This window comes from Ruegeria sp. AB5, from assembly GCF_056542645.1.
The window spans coordinates 457013-478550 of sequence record NZ_JBQGAE010000001.1; the positions used below are offsets into that span (position 1 = coordinate 457013).

At 58.5% G+C, this 21538-nt stretch carries 16 protein-coding genes; 7 read left to right on the forward strand and 9 right to left on the reverse strand.

Going from position 1 to position 21538, the window contains the following annotated elements; translation table 11 throughout:
- Positions 1-4: 4 nt before the first annotated feature.
- Complete coding sequence (acs, locus tag ACR0L4_RS02385; protein ID WP_480510298.1) at positions 5-1969, reverse strand: acetate--CoA ligase; 1965 nt, start codon at positions 1967-1969, stop codon at positions 5-7.
- A 418-nt stretch (positions 1970-2387) separates the two neighbouring features.
- Here acs and ACR0L4_RS02390 point away from each other — a divergent pair, with 418 nt between their 5' ends.
- The 3 genes from ACR0L4_RS02390 to ACR0L4_RS02400 are packed head-to-tail and all read left to right on the forward strand — an operon-like array spanning position 2388 to position 5499.
- Complete coding sequence (locus ACR0L4_RS02390) at positions 2388-3404, forward strand: C4-dicarboxylate TRAP transporter substrate-binding protein (protein WP_170748625.1); 1017 nt, start codon at positions 2388-2390, stop codon at positions 3402-3404.
- Positions 3405-3462: 58 nt separating this feature from the next.
- A complete protein-coding gene (locus tag ACR0L4_RS02395; protein WP_170748626.1) occupies positions 3463-4092 on the forward strand; it encodes a TRAP transporter small permease in 630 nt (209 codons plus the stop codon).
- A 3-nt stretch (positions 4093-4095) separates the two neighbouring features.
- Positions 4096-5499, forward strand: coding sequence for a TRAP transporter large permease (locus ACR0L4_RS02400; protein WP_170748627.1), 1404 nt, complete (start codon positions 4096-4098; stop codon positions 5497-5499).
- A gap of 253 nt (positions 5500-5752) precedes the next feature.
- Here ACR0L4_RS02400 and ACR0L4_RS02405 read toward each other — a convergent pair whose 3' ends face one another.
- Genes ACR0L4_RS02405 through rocF form a run of 3 tightly spaced genes read right to left on the reverse strand, consistent with a single transcriptional unit; the run spans position 5753 to position 8643 of the window.
- Complete coding sequence (locus ACR0L4_RS02405; RefSeq protein WP_480510301.1) at positions 5753-6796, reverse strand: ornithine cyclodeaminase; 1044 nt, start codon at positions 6794-6796, stop codon at positions 5753-5755.
- Between the two features lie 6 nt (positions 6797-6802).
- Positions 6803-7723 carry a citrulline utilization hydrolase CtlX gene (gene ctlX, locus ACR0L4_RS02410; protein WP_480510303.1) on the reverse strand — a complete coding sequence of 307 codons (921 nt, stop codon included), beginning with the start codon at positions 7721-7723 and terminating at the stop codon, positions 6803-6805.
- Positions 7723-8643, reverse strand: coding sequence for an arginase (gene rocF, locus ACR0L4_RS02415; protein ID WP_480510305.1), 921 nt, complete (start codon positions 8641-8643; stop codon positions 7723-7725). Before rocF ends, ctlX begins: the two co-directional genes overlap by 1 nt.
- An 86-nt stretch (positions 8644-8729) precedes the next feature.
- Here rocF and ACR0L4_RS02420 point away from each other — a divergent pair, with 86 nt between their 5' ends.
- Together ACR0L4_RS02420 and mprF are read left to right on the forward strand one after the other, a co-directional pair.
- Positions 8730-9158, forward strand: coding sequence for an Lrp/AsnC family transcriptional regulator (locus ACR0L4_RS02420; RefSeq protein WP_480510307.1), 429 nt, complete (start codon positions 8730-8732; stop codon positions 9156-9158).
- 116 nt (positions 9159-9274) lie between these two features.
- Positions 9275-11881 carry a bifunctional lysylphosphatidylglycerol flippase/synthetase MprF gene (gene mprF, locus ACR0L4_RS02425; protein ID WP_170748632.1) on the forward strand — a complete coding sequence of 869 codons (2607 nt, stop codon included), beginning with the start codon at positions 9275-9277 and terminating at the stop codon, positions 11879-11881.
- Positions 11882-11884: 3 nt separating this feature from the next.
- Here the strand turns inward: mprF and ACR0L4_RS02430 are convergent, their stop codons facing one another.
- From ACR0L4_RS02430 to ACR0L4_RS02445, 4 genes are all read right to left on the reverse strand, one after another.
- On the reverse strand, positions 11885-13447 hold the full coding sequence (locus tag ACR0L4_RS02430; RefSeq protein WP_480510309.1) for an efflux transporter outer membrane subunit: 1563 nt from the start codon (positions 13445-13447) through the stop codon (positions 11885-11887).
- An 11-nt stretch (positions 13448-13458) separates the two neighbouring features.
- On the reverse strand, positions 13459-14604 hold the full coding sequence (locus ACR0L4_RS02435; protein ID WP_480510311.1) for an HlyD family secretion protein: 1146 nt from the start codon (positions 14602-14604) through the stop codon (positions 13459-13461).
- A 21-nt stretch (positions 14605-14625) separates the two neighbouring features.
- Entirely contained in the window at positions 14626-14982 is a 357-nt protein-coding gene (locus ACR0L4_RS02440; protein WP_170748635.1) for a DUF3302 domain-containing protein, read from the reverse strand.
- A 93-nt stretch (positions 14983-15075) separates the two neighbouring features.
- A complete protein-coding gene (locus tag ACR0L4_RS02445; RefSeq protein WP_480510313.1) occupies positions 15076-15837 on the reverse strand; it encodes a DeoR/GlpR family DNA-binding transcription regulator in 762 nt (253 codons plus the stop codon).
- Positions 15838-16016: 179 nt separating this feature from the next.
- On the opposite strand from ACR0L4_RS02445, the gene glpD reads away from it, so the two are divergent.
- The gene (glpD, locus tag ACR0L4_RS02450; protein ID WP_480510315.1) at positions 16017-17597 is read left to right on the forward strand and encodes a glycerol-3-phosphate dehydrogenase; all 1581 of its coding nucleotides are present in this window, start codon (positions 16017-16019) and stop codon (positions 17595-17597) included.
- Positions 17598-17781: 184 nt separating this feature from the next.
- On the forward strand, positions 17782-18339 hold the full coding sequence (locus ACR0L4_RS02455; RefSeq protein WP_480510317.1) for a DUF2087 domain-containing protein: 558 nt from the start codon (positions 17782-17784) through the stop codon (positions 18337-18339).
- 60 nt (positions 18340-18399) lie between these two features.
- Here ACR0L4_RS02455 and ACR0L4_RS02460 read toward each other — a convergent pair whose 3' ends face one another.
- On the reverse strand, positions 18400-21537 hold the full coding sequence (locus ACR0L4_RS02460) for an efflux RND transporter permease subunit (protein ID WP_480510319.1): 3138 nt from the start codon (positions 21535-21537) through the stop codon (positions 18400-18402).
- Position 21538: the final 1 nt, after the last annotated feature.

A 21538-nucleotide genomic window follows, 5' to 3' on the forward strand; every position in this document is an offset into this window, starting at 1 on the left:
ATCCTCACTTGTTCGCACGGTTTTCGATCAGCTCGTCGACCACCGATGGATCGGCCAGTGTCGACGTGTCACCCAGCGAGCCAAAGTCGTTTTCGGCGATCTTGCGCAGGATACGGCGCATGATCTTGCCCGAGCGGGTCTTTGGAAGGCCGGGGGCCCACTGGATCACATCCGGGCTGGCAATCGGGCCGATCTCGGTCCGAACCCAGGTGCGCAGCTCTTTCAGCAGGTCATCTGACGGCTCACGATCGTTCATCAGAGTGACGTAGCAATAGATGCCTTGTCCTTTGATTTCATGAGGATAGCCAACAACGGCGGCCTCAGCTACTGCGGCGTGCGCAACCAGCGCGCTTTCCACTTCGGCCGTACCCATACGGTGGCCGGACACGTTGATCACGTCGTCGACGCGGCCCGTGATCCAATAGTCTCCGTCCTCGTCACGACGACATCCGTCACCGGTGAAGTAGTAGCCTTTGTAGTCCGAGAAATAGGTTTTCTCGAACCGCTCATGATCGCCCCAGACGGTGCGCATCTGGCCGGGCCAGCTGTCCTTGATGCACAGAACGCCCTCGACGCCGTTGCCTTCGATCTCGACACCCGACTGAGGGTCGAGAACCACAGGCTGGATGCCGAAGAACGGCTTCATCGCCGATCCGGGTTTCATCGCATGGGCGCCGGGCAGGGGGGTCATCAGGTGACCGCCGGTTTCGGTCTGCCACCATGTATCCACGATGGGGCATTTGCCTTTTCCGACGACGTCATTGTACCAGTTCCAGGCTTCGGGGTTGATCGGCTCACCCACCGTGCCCAGCGTGCGCAGATCGCTCAGGTCGCATTTCTCGACCCACTCATTGCCTTGCCCCATCAGGGCGCGCAAAGCGGTCGGGGCCGTGTAGAACTGATTGACCTTGTGCTTTTCACAGACCTGCCAAAAGCGGGATGCGTCGGGATAGGTGGGAACCCCTTCGAACATCAGCGTGGTCGCGCCATTGGCCAGAGGGCCATAGACGATATAGCTGTGGCCGGTGACCCAGCCCACATCCGCAGTACACCAATACACGTCACCTTCGTGGTAGTCGAAAGTGATCTCATGCGTCATCGCTGCATAGACCAGATAGCCGCCGGTTGTATGTACGACGCCTTTGGGCTGACCGGTTGAGCCGGAAGTGTAAAGGACGAACAGAGGATCCTCGGCGCTCATTTCAGCGGGCGCGCAGTAGTCATCGGCTTCCAGAGCCATTTCGTTGTAGTCGTAGTCCCGGCCACTGATCCACGTGGTCTGACCGCCGGTGCGTTTGACGACAAGACATTTCACCGTGTCCTTGCAGTGCAACAGCGCCGCATCAGCGTTCGACTTCAACGGTGTTTTGCGACCGCCACGCGGCGCTTCGTCCGCCGTGATGACAACCTTGGCCTCGCAACCATTGATGCGTGCAGCCAAGGCATCGGGGGAAAAGCCTGCGAAAACAATGGAGTGAATGGCTCCGATCCGCGCACAGGCCAACATGGCATAGGCGGCCTCGGGGATCATTGGCAGGTAGATGACAACGCGGTCACCTTTGCGCACGCCCATGGATTCCAGAATATTGGCCATACGGCAGGTGCGGCGGTGCAATTCTGAATACGTGATGTTCTGGGCGGGATCGTTTGGATCATCCGGTTCCCAGATGATCGCCGTCTGATCGCCGCGTGTTTCCAGATGGCGGTCAAGACAGTTGGCGGCCACGTTCAACGTGCCATCGGCATACCAGTTGATCTTAACAGAGCCAAAGTTGTAATCGACATCCTTGACCGTGCTGAACGGTTTGATCCAGTCAACACGCTTGCCTTGCTCGGCCCAAAACGCGTCAGGGTCGCTGATGGAAGCCGCATACATCTCATTGTATTTCGCCGCATCAATATGGGCGCGGTCAATGGTTTCTGCGGATGGCGGATAGGTCTTGGCATCTGCCTGGGCAGCGGTAGTCATGTTTGAGGCTCCTCCCTCTGGACTGGATTGCGTTGGATCGTTTTTGCCTGCCGTTCTGGCAAAGTCGATCCCATTCCTCCCCGAGAGCAGTATGGCCGGGTTCAGAAAATAAAGAAATAAATTGCGGTAATCCTTGGATTTGTTTGTAAATAAATTTCTGAATGCGGTTTGTTGGAGTCAATGAATTGTAAAGGTGACGTGAAAAATATATTAAAAACAGAATATAAGATGTAATTACCTTGCGCGACCAATTCTGAGTGTGCCGCCCATCAACTCCTTGGCGAGGCGGTCAAGTCTCGGCACGCATGTCGAGATCAACCTGCGGACGAAGACCCCCGGGGGTTGGCACACCTCTATGTTGGCGCTAGCTTCAACCTCAAGCGCTTCGGGAGGAGGCGCATATAAGGGAGAGATCACCATGAGAAAGCTGTTGGGCGGTGCGGCCGCCGCTGCCATTTGTATTGCATTTGTCACCGAGGCTGCCGCAACCGAATGGAATGCGTCGGTCTGGGGCAAACGCCGGGCCTTTACCGAGCATGTCGAGAAACTGGCCGAACTGGTTTCGGAAAAAACCGGTGGTGAGTTTACCATCAATGTCAGCTATGGCGGCCTGTCCAAGCCACGCGAAAATCTGGACGGGATCGAAATCGGAGCTTTCGAAATGGCTCAGTTCTGCGCAGGCTACCACCGTGACAAGAACCGTGCGATCACCGTTCTGGAACTGCCCTTTCTGGGCGTGAACAATCTTGAGGAAGAGGTCGCCGTCAGCCACGCGGTCTATGGTCACCCGGCCGTGGCCGAGGAAATGGCGCAGTGGAACGCGCGTATCCTGATGACGTCCCCCATGCCGCAATACAATATCGTCGGTACCGGTGATCCGCGGAGCAAGCTGGCCGATTTCGAAGGCATGCGTGTACGCGCGACCGGAGGTTTGGGTCAGGCCTTTGAAGCCGTAGGTGGCGTTCCCACTTCGGTCCCCGCTACCGAGGCCTACAACGCAATGGAATCCGGCGTGGTCGATACGGTCGCTTTTGCGCAGCACGCGCATCTGTCCTTTGGCACCATCAACGAGGCTGACTGGTGGACCGCGAACCTGAACCCCGGCACCGTGAACTGTCCCGTCGTTGTCAATATCGACGCGTATGAATCACTGTCGCCAGAGCATCGTGAGGCGTTGGACAGCTCGATTGATGAGGCCATCGATCACTATCTGGCGAACTATGGCGGGTTGCTGGAACAATGGGACAGTGTTCTCGAAGAAAAGGGTGTGCAGAAGGTGATGATTGACGATGCCGTCATCGAAGAATTCCGCACGAAAGCGGCCGATCCTATCCGCGAACAATGGATTGCGGATATGTCGGCACAGGGCCTGCCGGCGCAGGATCTCTATGATCTGGTCCAAACCACGTTGCAGCAACAGCGCGGCGGAAACTGACCCATAAGGCCGGGCGCTGAACGGCGTCCGGTACTTCTAAACAAGAGGGACCACCGGAATGGCAGGACAGGCCACGGTGCTGGAAGATGGCAGCCGCCTCAGCCAGTTGGATCAGCGTTTGTTGGGGCTCGAGCGGTTTTTGGCTCTGATCAGCGGGTTTGCCGTTTTTGGGCTGATGGTGCTTGCGGTGATATCGGTCAGTGGGCGCAATGCGTTCAACGCGCCACTGCCCGGCTACGTGGACTGGATTGAACAGGCCATGCCGCTGATCGCATTTCTAGGCATTTCATATGTACAGCGCGATGGCGGACACATCCGAATGGACATCGTTATCTCACGGCTGCAGGGTCGGGCACTGTGGTTGTTCGAGTTGATCTCGGTAGTCCTGATTCTTGTCCTGATGTTGGCGTTGGTCTGGGGCAGTTGGTCCCATTTTGACCGCTCCTTTGATTTCGGCGCTCCGATGTGGAGCCGCGACAGCTCGATCGACATCGGCATTCCGCTTTGGCCCGCCAAACTGCTGGCCCCGGTTGCATTCTCGGTTCTATGCCTGCGGCTGGCGTTGCAGGTTTGGGGATATGGGCGTGCCTTCGTTCTGGGGTTGGAGACGCCCGTAGCGGTGCCCCTGATTCAGGACGCTGCCGCGCAGGCTGCCGCCGAGGCCGAACAGTTTGAAGGGCAGGACTGACCCATGGACACGATAGAAATCGGCCTCTGGGTCACGGGTGGCCTGCTTCTTCTTGTCGTCACGGGTATGCGGGTGGCTTTTGCCGCAGGGCTGGCCGGACTTTTCGGGTTGGTCTGGATCTTCTGGGCCAAATTCGGGTACGAGCCCGACCGGTTTGGTCGAGCGGTCACCGTCGCTATCAAAACCGCGGGGCAGGTGCCACATTCGAAGGTGGCAGCCCATACCCTCAGCCTGATCCCGACATTCATCCTGATCGGCTATCTGGCCTATTACGCTGGCCTGACACGCGCCCTGTTCGAAGCGGCCAAGCGTTGGATCGCGTGGATGCCCGGAGGGCTGGCCGTCTCGACCATTTTTGCAACTGCAGGCTTTGCAGCCGTATCCGGTGCATCTGTCGCCACGTCTGCCGTGTTTGCCCGCATCGCAATCCCGGAAATGCTGAGTGTCGGGTACAATAAGCGCTTTGCCGCTGGTGTTGTCGCGGCCGGTGGCACGCTGGCCTCGCTTATTCCGCCGTCCGCGATCCTTGTGATCTATGCCATCATTGTCGAACAGGACGTGGGCAAGCTGTTGCTGGCCGGCTTCATCCCCGGAGCGTTCTCGGCTCTTGTCTACGGTTTGTTGATCGTCGGCATCGCGGTCGTGTTCAAGAACGTTGGTCCTCCGGTGACCGGATTCACCTGGAAACAACGCTTTTCGGCGCTTCCCGGGGCCATTCCCATCGTCGCCGTGATCCTGATCATCATCTGCTTTGTCTATAACCCGTTTGGGGACAAGGCGTGGGGCACACCAACAGAAGGCGGCGCGATCGGAGCGTTCATCGTCTTCTGTTTTGCGCTGTTTCACGGAATGCGCTGGCCGGAGTTCAAATCGGCCTTGTTGGAAACAGCGAAGCTGACCGCAATGATCTTTTCGATCATCTGGGGCGTTTTGATCTACGTGCGGTTTCTGGGTTTCGCAGACCTGCCGGGCGCGTTCTCGGATTGGATCACGTCGTTGGAGATGTCTCCGATGTTGATCCTGATCTGTATCCTTCTGGCTTATGCCGTGTTGGGCATGTTCATGGACGCCATCGGGATGCTGCTGTTGACCTTGCCTGTCGTCTACCCGGCGGTCATGGCCTTGAACGGGGGCGAAACCGTCAGCGCAGCCGACAGTGCCTTTGGCATGTCTGGCCCGATGTGCGCGATCTGGTTCGGTATTCTGGTGGTCAAGATGGCCGAGTTCTGTTTGATTACGCCACCCATCGGGCTGAACTGCTTTGTCGTCGCCGGGGTACGCCCTGATCTTAGCGTTCAAGATGTTTTCAAAGGCGTGACCCCGTTCTTTATTGCTGATGCTTTGACAATTGCACTGCTTGTGGCCTTCCCAGGTATTGTCCTCTATTTGCCCTCCTTGGCGGGCTAGGGGCCAGCGAGGCTCTGCCTCGCGCTCCGGGATATTTATGGCCAGATGAAGTAATGGATCCTTAACCAAACCCTCCGAAAAAAGAGTGGCGGCACAGGCAGGGATGCCGATGACCGCGCCAGGTGAAGCTGTCTGGGTTGAGGCCTAGAGAGTGGATCCCTGCTTCATCTGGCCATAGATATCCCGGGGGAGTCGCCCAAAGGGCGGCGGGGGCAGCGCCCCCTCGCCGGTGGCCAAAGGGTAGGTTGAGCCGCTATTGCGCCCTCATCAGCATTCCAAACAGATCGCGTGGATCATCCGGGTCTGCCAGCATGTCCAGCGGTTCAAAGAACTCGGTCTCTGCCACCAAAGTTTTGACCACGCGCAGGGCCGAGAAATCCTCGATGGCAAATCCGACGCTGTCGAACAGGGTGATCTGCTTGTCGTCTGTGCGACCTGGGGCCTGACCGGTCATGACCTTCCACATCTCGACAACAGGGTGGTTGTCTTCCAACGCCTGAATCTCGCCTTCGATCCGGGTTTGTTCGGGGTATTCCACGAAGATATCGGACCGTAGAAGGATATCGCGATGAAGTTCGGTCTTGCCCGGGCAGTCGCCTCCGATTGCGTTGATGTGAACGCCAGGACCGACCATGTTGTCGGTCAGAATCGTGGCGTACTTCTTGTCCGCCGTACAGGTGGATATGATCTGGGCACCTTCAATCGCCTCTTCCGCTGTTTTGCAAGACACTACTGCCAGACCTTTGCCTTGAAGGTTTGCGGCGCATTTGGCGGTGGCGTTCGGGTCGGTATCATAAAGGCGAACGGTTTCGATTCCGCACATGGCCTTGAAGGCAAGGCACTGGAACTCGGATTGTGCGCCGTTGCCGATCATCGCCATGATGGTTGCATTTTTCGGGGCCAGATACTGTCCAACCAGAGCAGAGGTCGCAGCCGTCCGGAGTGCTGTCAGGATTGTCATTTCGGTCAGCAGTGTCGGGTAACCTGTATAGACATCCGCAAGCAACCCAAATGCTGTGACCGTCTGCAGACCTTCGGACGTATTCTTTGGATGGCCGTTGACATATTTGAAACCATAGGCCTCACCATCCGAAGTGGGCATCAGTTCGATCACCCCATGAGGGGAATGCGCCGGGATGCGCGGGGTCTTGTCGAAGCTTTCCCACCGTTTGAAGTCTGCCTCGATCTGCGTTGCGATCTTGGCAATCATCTGCTCAACGCCGATATGGTGCACCAGCCGCATCATGTTGTCGACGGAAACGAAGGGCACAAGGGCCTTGTCAGAGGGTTGCATCATGCACTCCTAGCGGCGGGACAGGTGGATGCCAGCAATCATGCAGCGCACCGACCCTCCCGCAGTTTCGATGGTGGGGACCGAAAGCGGCAGCAGCGTTGCGCTGGCTTCGATGGTGGATATCTGATCGGGCGTCAACGCCGCCAGCGCCCGGGCCGAGAGGGCCAGAACCAAACCGTCTGTGCCCCTAAGCTCGATGGCGTTGCCGGCAAATTCGGCGATCTGTTCGTGGCTCAGGTCGATCACGGTGCGGCCAGACTCTTCAAGCCGGGCTTTGACTGTCGCACGTCGTTCGAGGTCAGCGATCATGTCGAGGCAGATCAACGCATAGTGTGTCCCGATCCCCATCAGGACATTGGTATGATAGACGTCACGCCCGTGTTCGTCGCGGGCTTCGAACACCATGGGTTCATAGTTGAAATGGGTGCAGAAACGTTCCAACAGGATCGGGTCGGCGCGGTTGGATTTTACTGTGTAGGCAACGCGGCCAACGTGATCCAGAACCATCGCTCCGGTGCCTTCAAGGGCCAGCCCGTCCTGTTCAAGCCCGGAATAGTCGATCACGTCCTGAACCCGGTACTGCTGTTTGAGCAACTCAAGCACATCCTGACGTCGTTCGCGGCGGCGCGAAGGGACATACATCGGGAAGACCGCCACATGGCCGCCGGGATGGGTCGAAAACCAATTGTTCGGGAATACACTGTCGGGAGTTTCGTCCTGACCGTGATCCTCGAACACATGCACGGTCACACCTGCGGCGCGCAATCGCGCCACCGCCTGGTCATGTTCCTCCCGCGCCACGGAGGATGTCACCTCGCCTGTCCGGTCGGCCAAGGTCTGAAACGCGTTGTCATCGTGTGTTTCAGGGTTTGAAGCAAAGGCATGGGGTCTGATCATGACCACGGCAGAAGGGGCTTGCAAAGACTGCATCAAAAGCTCCGGGTGGGGCGGTCAAAGATCCGACGTCCCATCAGGGACGCGGCCAGATCCACCATCAGTTTTGCGGTACGTCCGCGTTCATCCAGAAACGGGTTCAGCTCAACCAGATCAAGCGAACAGACCAGCCCGCTTTCGTGCAAAAGCTCCATCACCAGATGAGCCTCGCGTTCTGTGGCGCCACCGGGCACGGTCGTGCCCACGGCAGGCGCGACGACAGGGTCCAGGAAATCGACATCCAACGAGACATGCAGGAGTCCGTTCTCGGACTGTACGCGATCCAGAAAGGACATCAGCGGGGCCTTGATCCCGTGCTCGTCTATGCTGCGCATATCGGCCAGCATCGCGTGGTTTTGCTCCAACGCGGCGCGCTCGGCTGGATCGACCGAGCGCAGTCCGATCATGCCAACCCGGTTCGTCGGAACGATAGCCGGAAGCGGTGGGAACGCCTCAAACCCGGACTGACCTGTGAAATAGGCGACGGGTGTGCCATGCAGGTTGCCGCTGCCGGTGCTGTCGGGCGTATGAAAGTCGCTATGGGCATCCAGCCACAAGACGAACAAAGGCCGGTCGATGCGCTGAGCGTGAACGGCCATTCCGGCCACGGTGCCCATCGACAACGCGTGATCACCGCCCATGAAAATCGGAACGCCCTTGGGCGCAACCTCAGCCGCCACCCGTCCAAGAGCCTGGGTCCAACCGATGCATTCGGGCAGGGCAAAGAGGTGGCGGTGGTCGGGGACATCCACAGCATCGGGTGTAACATCCCCGTGGTCTGTCACAGAATGACCCAGATCGGCCAGGGCACCATCAAGACCTGCGACGCGATACGCATCCGGTCCCATTCTGCACCCTTGTCGCCGCTTGCCCACATCCATCGGCGCGCCGACCAAAATTATATTCTTGCTATCCATATGCGTATTTAGCGGGACAGTATGTCTTGCGTGAAGAGGGCAAAATGCTCAATAAGGAAGGTGAATATCCGAAAAGGAAGTGTAATATGGACGATTTGGATAACAGGTTGCTCAGTGCGTTGCATCGGGATGCGCGGGCTTCGTTGTCCGAGCTTGCGGAAACGCTTGGGGTCACGCGCACGACGGTACGCAGTCGGCTGCAGCGCCTTAAACAAACGGGTGAGATTGTGGGCTTCACCGTTCTGACGCGACGGGATGTGGCGCAAAGCCCGGTTCGGGGTCTGATGATGCTGGAGATCGAAGGGCGGGGGACCGAGCGCACGATGGCTCGGATCGGAGCATTGCGGCAGGTGCGCGCCGTGCATTCGACAAATGGCAGCTGGGACCTGATTGCCGAGATCGGAACCGAGACTTTGGACGAGCTGGACGAGGTACTGTTTCAGATCCGGCGCATGGAAGGCATCACCCGATCCGAGACAAACCTGCTGTTGTCGACGCGCAAGGGCAGGTTCTGAGACCGCTGTGCTAAAAGCGGGCTGTAGTGCTTTGAACGTCAAGGAAATTGTGCGACATTCACTTGGCCACGATGATCCAATCGCGGGGCCAAGGGACAGAGGCGGGACCGTTCGACATGACCACTCAGCAGCAGCACGAACCTCGGGCCGTGCAATGGGCCGAAAAGATCACGGCTGTACTGGAAAAACCCTGGGTTCGCATCGCTATCCCGATCCTGATCACGGTGATCGCGTTGACGGTTCTGCACGAACTGTCGTCCCATGTGAAATGGGCGGATGTGCAGTCGGACATTTCGGATACGTCTTGGCGCGTCATGTTCTTCGCCCTGTGTTGGACGGCGGTCAGTTTCTTTTCGCTGTCGCTCTACGACGTCTTCGCAGTCCAAAGCGTGGCAGGCGGGAAAGTCCCGTTGCCGGTTGCCGGGATGGCGGGGGCAAGCGGGTATGCGGTCTCGAACTGTCTGGGGTTTTCGTACATCACGGGGACGGCAATTCGCTATCGCATATACGCGTCGCTCGGCCTTGACCTCAGCCGCGTTGCCGGGGTGATCGCCACGTCATGGGTGGCGTTTTGGACGGGACTGGTCTTGATCCTCGGCCTCTTGTTGACCTTTCATCCCGACGGTATTTCCAACGCGCTGCCGATCAGTGCAACGGTCGAAACCGCCATAGGCGTGTGTCTGCTTGTTGGATTGGTCGCCCTGTTTGTCTGGCTGTCCAGTGGCGGGCGTCGGTTGGAATTTGCTGGTATCGGGTTCCAACTGCCCGGCGGAAAGTTGGCCAGCTGCCTGACGCTGGCGGCGATTGGGGATCTGGCCGGAGCATCAATGGTGCTCTTTGTGCTGATGCCGGACGACCTTGGGATCGGGTATCCGTATTTCTTCACTATCTATATCGCGGCAATAGCATTGGGCATCCTGAGCCATGCACCCGGCGGCATTGGTGTGTTCGAGGCGACGATTATTGCCGGGCTGGGGGCATCCGGTCGTTCGGACGTCATCGCGGCCTTGTTGTTGTACCGGGTCGTTTACACATTCCTGCCATTCGCCATCGCCAGCCTGTCCATCGCGGTGGCATCGGCCCTGACACAGCGTCATCGGATTCTTGGCGCAGGCACATGGGTCTACCGGGCCATTCGTCCGATCGTGCCGATGGTTGCCGCAGGTGTCACCGCAGTGGCGGGGATCATCCTCTTGGTATCGGGCGCGCTGCCGGCTGACAGCAAAAGCCTTGGCGCGTTGCGGGAAGTCCTGCCCTTGTCCTTTGTCGAGGCGTCACATCTGGCGGGCAGCGCTGTGGGCGTTTTGCTGATCCTGGTGTCACGCGGATTGTTCCGCAAGCTGTACCGTGCCTGGGTTGTCGCGATGTTGTTGATGGTCGCAGGCTTTGCGGCGTCACTCGCCAAGGGGTTGGACACGCATGAAGCGCTCAGCATGTTGGGCACAATCGCGGTGCTGGCCCTGTTTCGTGGTGCGTTCTACCGTGTCAGTGGTGCGTCGATCTTTCGGTTGAACATCCCTTGGCTGGTCAGTGTTGTGGCGTTGCTTGCGGTGATCTTCTGGATCGGCCTGTTTGCCTATTCCCATGTTCAATACCAGAACGCCTTGTGGTGGGACTTCGCCTGGAATGGCGACGCGTCACGCTTCCTGCGGTCCAGCCTCGTGGTGGCGGTGATCCTTGGGATTGTGGCGGTGACCTCTCTGTTCGGACGCGAGATTCCGGCTCCGGTGCGCACTGACATTCCAGACTGCGTCGAACGGTTGGTGATGCAAAGCGAGGACACAGAGGCCCAGATTTCGCTGACCGGTGACAAGCAATTCCTGATCGCACCGGACGAGTCGGCGTTCATCGCCTATGCAGACACGGGCAATGCCATCATATCGAAGGGCGAGCCGGTCGGTGATGAAGAGGCTGGCCGGCAGTTGGTCTGGCAATTGCGCGAAATGGCGGATCGCGAGGGCAAGCTTTGCGCCTTCTACAGCGTCTCGACCAAATACCTGCCGACCTTCCTGGACCTTGGCCTGTCGATCCTCAAGATCGGTGAGGTGGCGCGCGTGCCGTTGAAAGACTTTTCGCTGGACGGCAAGTCCCGCAAACGCTTCCGTCAGGCCAAGAACCGGGCCGAGCGCGAAGGCTATGTGTTCGAAATTATCCCCAAAGAGGACCTCGCACCTGTTCTGCCAGAGCTGCGGGCGATTTCCGATCACTGGTTGGAACAGAAAGCCGGGGCCGAAAAAGGCTTTGCTCTGGGTGGGTTTGACGACGACTACCTATCCTATTTCGACCATGCCGTGTTGCGAAATGGCGAGACCGGCAAGATCATGGCCTTTGCCAACCTGTTTCAGGGCGGGAACAAATCCGAGCTTTCGCTGGATCTGATGCGCTATGAGCCTGATAGCCCGAGCTTTGTCATGGATGCCCTGTTTGCCGAGATGATGGCCTGGGGGGCCGAACAGGGGTTTCATTGGTTCTCGCTGGGTGCCGCGCCGTTTTCGGGCATCGAAAATCGCCAGCTTGCGTCCTTGTGGAACCGGATCGGCGGGTTTGTTTATGAACATGGCGAGCAGTTCTACCATTTCGAAGGCTTGCGGGCCTTCAAACAGAAATTCGATCCGGAATGGAGTCCGAACTATCTGGCCAGCCCCGGAGGCTTTGCAGCGCCGCGTATCCTCTATGAGGTGAACATCCTGATATCCGGCGGTCTGCGGGGCCTGACCAAGTAGGTCCTAGTTCAGGCTGGCACGGGTCGGCGTTTCCTGCAGCAGATCACCCCAGTCGGTGCGATAGGCCATTTCGGCCAGCACAGTATCGGGCAGGAATTCTCGGTTCTCGCGAATTTGCCAGCCACCGCCAAGGCCTTTGTAGACAGCGACCAGATTGCTGGACACTTGCTGACGCGCCTCGATCAGGTTGGCCTGCGAGCGCAGCAGCGCGGTCTGCGTGTTCAGGATGCGGGAATAGTCGGCAATTCCGTCGGTATACTGACTGACTGCAATCTCTGCCGCCCTGCGTGAGGCATCGACGCTTTGTTGGTAAAACCCAACCTGCTTGCGTGCCTGAGCATAGGCCACCATGGCGCTTTCCACTTCGGAATAGGCCGTCAGCACGGTGTTTTGGTAATTCGCGATCAGCGCCTGATAGGCGGCGTCCTGCGCGCGAACGTTATTCTGTATGCGCCCATAGTTCAGCACGTTCCAGACAACGCCCGCGCTGGCAAGTCCGGTCGTGCTGTTCGAGCTGAACAAGTCCCGCCCACCGGAGGCTTGCAGGCCGACCGAACCGGATAGAATGAACTGAGGGTACAGATCGGCCATTGCGATCCCTACCTGAGCCGATTGCGTGGCTGCGGCCAGTTCCGCGGCCCTGACATCGGGGCGACGGCGCAGCAGCTCGGCCGGGACACCGACGGCCACGTTCGAGCGGGCCACCGGGATGCGACCGGAGTTTCCAAGAAGGCCGGTCATCCGCGACGGAGTGGTGCCAAGCAGCACGGCCAGGGCGTTCTTGGTCTGCTGCAAGTCGCTTTCCAACTCGGGCACCAACGCTTTGGTATTGTTCAACAGTGCGGTCGATTCCTGCACATCCAGCTCGGTGGTGACACCGTTGTTGAACCGCAACTGGGTCAGATCCGCCGACTCCTGCTGAAGCTTGATGTTCTCACGTGCGACCCCCAGCGATTCCTGTAAGGCCCGGATATTCACATAGAGCGCAGCCACATCGCCCGTCAGCGTCACCAGAGCGTCGTCATAGTTGGCGACCTGCAAGGCCAGGTTGGACCGCGCCGCCTGAACGCCGCGCCGCTGTGCGCCCCAGACATCCAACTCCCATTGCGCGTCAAATCCAGCCTGAGAGGTAGAGAATTCGGTATCCAGCGGAATGATTCGATTGATATCGGCGATTGGGCCCAGATTGTCACTGATCTGTCGCCGCTCGGTCGAAGCGCCGAGAACCTGCGATTGCGGGTACAACTCGCCAAAGGCGATGCCCAACTGGGCCCGGGCCTGCAACACCCGTGCACCGGCCACCTGCAAGCTCAGGTTCTGGGCGTAGGCCTCGGCGATGAGTTTGTTGAGGGTGGGGTCATTGAACGTCTCCCACCATTTCACCACAGGCGCGCTGCGTGAGGTCAGGCCACTTTGCCCGGTGCTGGGGCTGTTCACCTCGATCCATTGCTTCACAACCGGAGAGTTCGGGCGCACGAAATCGGGGCCAATCGGCGCACAGGCTGCCAAAACCGCGGCGCACAGGGCCGTTCCCATCAAGCGTTGAAAGGATTTGGCCCGTGTCATGATGCGCGTCCTCAAATGTCCAGCGGTCGAATGAAATTGGCGAAAGAGTACAGGCGAATGTTTATGCGCCGCAAAAACTCAAAGCTTTTACCCTGACCGGTGTAGATCGCCACGGCGGCATGACCGCCAGCTGGCAGGATGTGGTCTTCGGGCAAATCGACCGTGATTTGAACGGCGATCCGGCCCGGAAGCTTTGGCAGCTCAAAGCCGGGCAGGCGACCCGAGGGAAGATACTGGCCCTGACGCGTCGCCCACCAGATCGCCTCGACCTTGCCGGGCAGGATTTCTCCGGGATACAGGTCCAAAGCCACTTCAACCTCTTGTCCGACCTCTACGAATTTCAGGTTCTGCTGGCGGAACGTGGCCAGAAGGTAAGGGTTGTCTTCGGTCACGAAACTGGCAATGGCACCCAGACGGATATCGCCCACAACTAGCCCGGGGCGGGCCTGTTGTGAAACGATCATGCCATTTTCAGGGGCGTAGATCGTGGTGTTTTCCAGAAAATACTCTGCTTCGGACAACTGCGCCTGAGCCTGCAGAACCCCGGTATTCACGCCGTCGATTTGCGACGCTTGTGCCAGCTTGGCCTTTTCCAGATTGGCTTCGGCCTGTTTCACCGAAGCGGTGTCCTCGCTCACCTGCTCGTTCCAGCGATCCAGTTCATCCTGACGCGCTCCTCCGGCAGGGACGAGGTTTTCGTACCGCGCCTGCTCGGTCAAAGCATACGCCAATTGCGCGTTCGCACGTTCCACAGCTTCGGTCTTGGCAATAACGTCCTGTTCCAGAATCTTGGCATTCTGCTCTGCGGCCACCAACTGCGCGGTTGCATTGTCGACAGCCAGAGAAAACACCGTGTCGTCAAACCGATACAGCGGATCACCTTTGGTGACCTGTGTGTTCGGCTCAACCAGAACTTCGGTCAGGATCGTGGGTTGCGTCAGTTTGGGCACGATCTGAATGGTGGACCGCACCACGTGGCTGTCGACCGAGAAGGGCTGGAAGAACCTGAGCGCGACAAGGAAGATCAACAGCAGGTGCGCACCGACCCAGAATGAGACAATTCCCCAGGCAATGTTGAACTTGAGCCACTCCATCTTGAAGAAGATGAACCAGACGAAAATGATGTAAAAAAGCGTAATGCCGAGGGCAACGAACATGTCCGGGTGTTTCCTTTGGCCTTAGCTTTTCTGCGTCTCGTCTGACGCGGCCTGATATTCTTCTTTGACAGTACCACCCAGGCGCTCGATGTCATCGCGGATGGCTTTTTTTTCTTCATCCGGCCCACGGCGAATATCGACCGTTACGCCATCATGAAATGCCCACATGAAGGCATGGACCCAAGGCACTACTGCCAGAAAACCCATCCAGCCCATGATCTTGACGGCTTCGGCATGCGGATGATTGCGTTTGATCGCGATCCGGCCCGGTAGCCCCATGATGAACAGAAACAACGCCATCACAGCGGCCAGCAGCAAGATCAAGGCGACAAAGGTCAGGTAGTCATAGTAACCCAGAGGCTGTCCCAGAAGTCCCATGCTCGTGCCTCCTTTCTGGAAGTTTCCTCCATCCTCAGGTTTGGGGGGCCGCACGTCAATCCATTTATCGAGGATGTTTGACGCTAATCCGTTTCAGGTGCAAAGGCGGATGTGTGTGTTCCAGCCCGCGCATTTTTCAGCCAGCCCTTTGGGCAATGCGTGATCGGTGAAAATAGCATCCATCTCGGCCAGAGACGTAATCCGCGCGGGGGCCGAGCGTTGGAATTTCGAATGATCGGCCACCAGAAACGTGCGCCGCGCCTGCGCGATGATTGTCTGGCTCACTTGCACTTCCTGAAAGTCGAAATCCAGCAAGTCACCTTCGGCGTCCAACGCCGAGCATCCGATGACCGCATAGTCAAACTTGAATTGCCGGATCGTCGAGACGGTCAGGTTGCCAACCAATCCGCCATCCGATCGGCGCAAGACGCCTCCGGCCACAACAATCTCGCACTCGGGGTTTTCGACCAGAATACTGGCGACATTCATGTTGTTGGTGACCACCATAAGGTTCTTGTGGCCAAGAAGTTGTCGCGCAACGGCTTCGGTCGAGGTGCCGATGTTCATGAAAACTGATGCGCCGTCGGGAATATCAGCCGCGCAGGTCCGCGCCATGAGGGTTTTGGCGTCTGCATTCAATGTCCGGCGATCCTCATAGCCGATATTGGACACGCCCGACCGCAAGACGGCCCCGCCATGTACGCGATCCAGTTTACCCGCCTCGGCCAATTCGGACAGGTCCCGTCGAATCGTCTGAACCGTGACCCCAAAGCGTTCGGCCAGCCCATCGACCGTGACACGGCCTTCGGTGCTGGCAATCTCCAGAATGTCGGATTGGCGAAAGGACAGGGACATAGGGTGTTCCAATAGCTAAGGACTTTTTCGTTTTTGTTCTTTTACAGCGAATTGGCAACCGCGTTTGCGTGAATTTCACATCCGTGTTGCAAAACGAAAATAAACGAACAAAAACATTGATAATCCGAATGGTATTCTTATTAATGCGCGCAACTCGATCTGACGGAGGCTCATAGGGTATGGAACGGACAGAGGACCAGATCACCGACCTGTTCATCATCGGCGGCGGGATCAATGGGTGCGGTATCGCGCGTGACGCCGCCGGACGTGGATTGTCGGTGACATTGGCCGAGATGAACGATCTGGCCTCGGCCACGTCTTCGGCCTCGACCAAGCTGTTCCATGGCGGCCTGCGATATCTGGAGTATTTTGAGGTCCGACTGGTGCGCGAGGCATTGATCGAACGCGAAACACTGTTGCGTGCCATGCCTCATATCAGCTGGCCGATGCGTTTTGTGCTGCCCTATCACAAGGACATGCGCTTTGATTCCGAAACGCCGACGTCAAAGCTGCTGAGCACCGTGATGCCCTGGATGCGCGGGCGGCGCCCGGCCTGGCTGATCCGTCTGGGCCTGTTCCTGTATGACACCCTTGGCGGACGCAAAATCCTGCCGGGCACAAGCTCATTGAATTTGCACACGGCACCCGAAGGTGCGCCGTTGCAGGACAAGTTCGAAACCGCTTATGAATATTCGGATTGCTGGATCGAGGATGCCCGGCTGGTGGTGCTGAACGCTCGTGATGCCGAGGCGCGCGGCGCACGGATCATGGTGCGGACCGAGGTGGTCTCGGCCCACAGGGTCGACGATCTGTGGGAGGTGACGGTGCGCGATCGGGACAATGACGAAACCCGCGTGATCCGGGCCAAGATGCTGATCAATGCAGGTGGTCCCTGGGTTGGCGACATCATCCAGTCCAAAATTCACGTGAATTCGCGCGAAGGGGTTCGGCTGGTGCGGGGCAGCCATATCGTGACGCGGAAGCTGTTTGATCATGACAAGTGCTACTTCTTTCAGGGTGAAGACGGGCGCATCATCTTTGCCATTCCGTACGAACAGGACTTTACCCTGATCGGAACCACGGATCAGGACCATGCGGAACCGTCCGAACATCCCGTCTGTACCGAGGCTGAAAAAGACTATCTGTGCGATTTTGCGTCCAAGTATTTCGCTCAGCCCGTGACCAAGGACGATATCGTCTGGACCTATTCCGGTGTGCGCCCGCTATATGATGACGGTGCCAGCAGCGCGACGGCAGCGACGCGGGACTATACGCTAAAAGTGAACGCAATTGGCGGTGCGCCGGTGCTGAACGTGTTTGGCGGCAAGATCACCACCTATCGCCGTCTGGCAGAAAGCGCGCTGGAAAAGGTGTCAGAGCATTTCCCCGATTTGCCGGGGCCATGGACCGCTGGCGTGGCCCTGCCGGGCGGGGATTTTCCGGTTGATGGGGTGCAAAACCTGGTTGATGGGCTGAAGGCCGACTTTCCGTTTCTGGACGCCTTTTGGGCCGCGCGCCTGATCCGGGCCTATGGGACCGAAGCGCGCGTGATGCTGGGCGATGCGAAAGAAGCCGCTGATCTGGGCGAGGCTTTTGGCGCGACCCTGACCGCGCGTGAGGTCGAATGGCTGATGGACAAGGAATTTGCCCGCAGGGCCGAAGATGTGGTCTGGCGCCGCAACAAGCTGGGGCTGCGTCTGGATGCCGATCAGATTGACCGGCTTGATCAATGGATGGCGCAACATGCGCAGGTCGCTTGACACTTGGCGGTGCTGCCGGATCGTGCTAGCCGTCAGGTACGGTCGGCAGACACCGAGGCGTCGCTGCTCTGACACAGAGAGCTAAACCTGCCATTCAGATCGAAACGGCATCGCAAACCCAAGGGGCGTTGTGTCGTCAAGTCAGCGACCGATGATCGTGCGAAACGCCCGCTATGGATGCATGATGACCAAAACGCCTGTTTCCCTGAATGTGGATGACCTGACAGGATTCGCGCGCGCTCTGCGCCGCCAGCTGGGTGAAACCAGTCCATCCCACCTGACCCTGATGAATATGCTCGCCCGCGCGGCAGGGTTCCAGAACCTGCAGCACATGCGCACCGTCAACGCCGCAAGACGACGTGTTGAAACGCGGCAGGAAGTGGCGCCGGTCGATATGCGCGTGGTCGAGCGCACGCTGTTTCAGTTCGACGATCAGGGCCGCTTGCGGCAATGGCCGTCGAAAAGAGCGGTGCAAACCCTTGCACTATGGGTCATGTGGGCCAGCTTGCCAGCCGGAATCAGCCTGACTGAACAGGAACTCAACGACCGATTGCAGGCAGAGCATCTGTTCCACGATCCAGCCACGCTCAGGCGGACGATGATTTCGTGTGGGCTGCTCACCCGAAAACCAGATGGGAGCGATTATCGCCGTGTGGAGCGGCCGCCCACAGCCGAGGCACAAGTCGCGATAAGGGAAATTTCTGCCCGGCGTCGTCGCTGGGTTGGGGCTGTTATCGCCTGATCGTTTAGAAAAAAGCCCCGTGATGACCACGGGGCTTTTCAGTGTCGATGGCGATTGATCTCAGCTTGCTTCGGGCGTGGGACCTGGGTCGCCTTTGTTGCCTTTCAACCATTCCCGCACCCCTTGCATCAGGGCGTAAAGGACGGGAACGAGGATCACACCTACCAGCGTGGCCGCCAGCATGCCGCCAAACACTGCCACACCGATGGCCTTCTGGCTGGCCGCGCCGGCACCGTTTGCGGCCAGCAGTGGAACAACCCCAAGCAGGAAGGACAGCGCGGTCATCATCACAGCCCGGAACCGCTGATAGGCGGCTTCGGCTGCAGCGTCCTTGATCGACAGCCCCTTGGCCCGTTGCTCCATGGCAAATTCGACAATCAGAATCCCGTTCTTGGAGGCCAACCCCACAAGCATGATCATCCCGATCTGTGTATAGAGGTTGATGTCACTGCCCACGATCGCCACGGCGGCCACGGCCCCAAACAGGGCCACGATCACCGAGAGCAGGATTGAGACCGGCAAAGACCAACTTTCGTACTGCCCCACAAGGAACAGGTAGCCGAACAGGATTGCCAACCCGAGGATCACGATCACCAGACTGCCCGAAGCCAATTGCTGTTGCGCGGTCCCGGTCCATTCGAACGCATATCCCGGGGGCAGGGCGGTGGCGGACTCTTCGGTCATCACGCTGATCGCGTCGCCGCTGGACAGTCCGGGTGCGGGCACCGCCGTGACAGTGGCCGACCGGAACAGATTATGCCGTTTCAGCAGCACCGGCCCCAGCACGTTTTCAACGTCAATAAGCGTACCCAGGGGAACCATCTCGCCCTGTTCCGAGCGCACATAGAGGTTCGAGATATCTTCGACGTTGTCCCGATAGCTCCCGTCGGCCTGAATCATCACGCGATAGACCCGACCGAACAGGTTGAAGTCGTTCACGTAATACGAACCCAACTGCGCCTGCATGGTCTGGAAAATCTCGGCAACCGAGACTTGCAGCGTCTTGGCTTTTTCCCGGTCCAGATCGACAAAGAGCTGCGGAACATTGGCGCGGAAGGTGGTGTAGGCCTGACCGATCTCGGGCCGTTGGTTCGCTGCATAAACAAACGAACCAACCGCCGAGGCCAGGTCCTGCGGTGTGCCACCACCGGTTTGTTGCACCTCCATCTCGACCCCGGCCGACATCCCCAAACCCTGAATCGGCGGAGGGTTGAAGGCCACAATGGATGCCGCCGACTCGCCACCAGCGATGGCCAGCACTTTGGCCAGAATGGCATCGGCGCTCAGATCGTCTTCCTGACGCTCTGCCCAATTGTCGAGGTTCACGAAGATCGCCGCACCGTTGGTCGTGGTTCCGTTCAGCAGCGAAAAGCCGTTGATCAGAACGGTACTGGCCACACCCGGAATCTCGCGGATCCGATCATCGACGCGGGCCGAGACCGTCTCGGTCCGTTCCAGCGTCGCGGCGTCGGGCAGTTGGATGTCGACAAACAGATAGCCATTGTCCTCAAGCGGGATAAAGCCGCTGGAGGTGTTGGACATGATCGTTCCCGTTCCCATCCCCAGTGCCACAATCACGCCCAGTGCGATGACCGGAAGGATCAGAAGCTTGCGCACAATCGCGACATAGCCATTGCGCACAGTGCCGATGAAACGTTCGAACACGGCCAACAGCCCTTTGGGCGGGCCTGAACGCGCGCGCAGAACCAAACCGCACAGCGCCGGTGACAAGGTCAGGGCGTTGATGGATGAGATCACAACCGCCGTCGAAATGGTCACCGCAAATTGTGAATAAAGCCGTCCGGATATGCCGGGCATAAAGGTCACGGGCACAAAAACGGCCAACAGAACCAACGTTGTCGCGATCACCGGTCCGGTGATCTGGCCCATCGCCTTGCGTGTCGCTTCGGCGGGGGGAAGCCCCTCATCTGCAATGATCCGTTCCACGTTTTCCACCACGACGATGGCGTCGTCCACCACGATCCCGATGGCCAGAACCAAAGCGAATAGCGAGATGGTGTTCAGTGACATTCCAAAGGCCAGCAGAAAGGCAAATGTGCCTATCAAGGAGACCGGGATTGCCACCGCCGGAATAATCGTTGCGCGCCAACTGCCAAGGAATACAAACACGACCGAGATCACCAGAATGAAGGTCAGGATCAGGGTCGAGACCACGTCGTTCAGCGATGCCTCGACAAAGTCAGTGGTGTTGAACGGTACCTCGTATTCTACATCGGACGGGAAGGCACGGGACAAACGGTCCAACTCCGCCTGCACACGATCAGACACGGCCAGAGCGTTTGCGCCGGGCGCCTGATAGATGCCGATGACGGTTGCGGGGACCGCTTGGAAATACCCCGACGCGGCATAGTACTCTGCGCCCAATTCGACGCGCGCAATATCGCGGACGCGTACGATCGAGCCTGCATCGCCAGTGCGAATAACAATCTCGCCAAATTCGGCGGCCGAGGTCAAACGACCCTTGGTCTTGATCGTATACTGAAAGGTCTGACCCTCGGGCACGGGCGGGGCCCCGATGGAGCCTGCCGAGACCTCGATATTCTGTTCGCGGATGGCGTTGATCACATCGCCGGGGGTGATCGACAAGGCCGCCATTTTGTCTGGGTCCATCCAGATCCGCATGGCGTATTCCAGATTGGTCAGAACATCCGCCTTACCCACACCCTGAACTCGCGCCAGCGCATCTTTCAGGTTGATCGAGGCATAGTTGGACAGAAATACACTGTCATAGGTCCCGTTGGGCGATGTGAGTGTCACCAGCAACAGCATGTTGGTCGATGCCTTTTGGGTGACCACGCCCGAAGACGTCACCTCGGTCGGCAGCGAGGACATGGCCTGTGCGACCCGGTTCTGCACGTTGACCGATGCGATATCGGGGTCGGTTCCAACCTCAAAGGTGATATTCAGCGAATACGAGCCGTTATCTGATGAGGTCGACGTCATGTAGATCATGTCGTCAACACCATTGACCTGCGCCTCGATCGGGGCAGCGACGGTGTTCTCCACGGTTTCAGCGTTTGCGCCCGTATAGGTCGTCGACACGCTGACAACGGGCGGGGTGATGTCCGGGAACTGAGCGACCGGCAACACCATGTAGCCGATGCCGCCCATGATCGTCAGGACAAGCGAAATGACAAGCGCCAGCTTGGGCCGGCTGATGAACAGGGCTGAGAACATG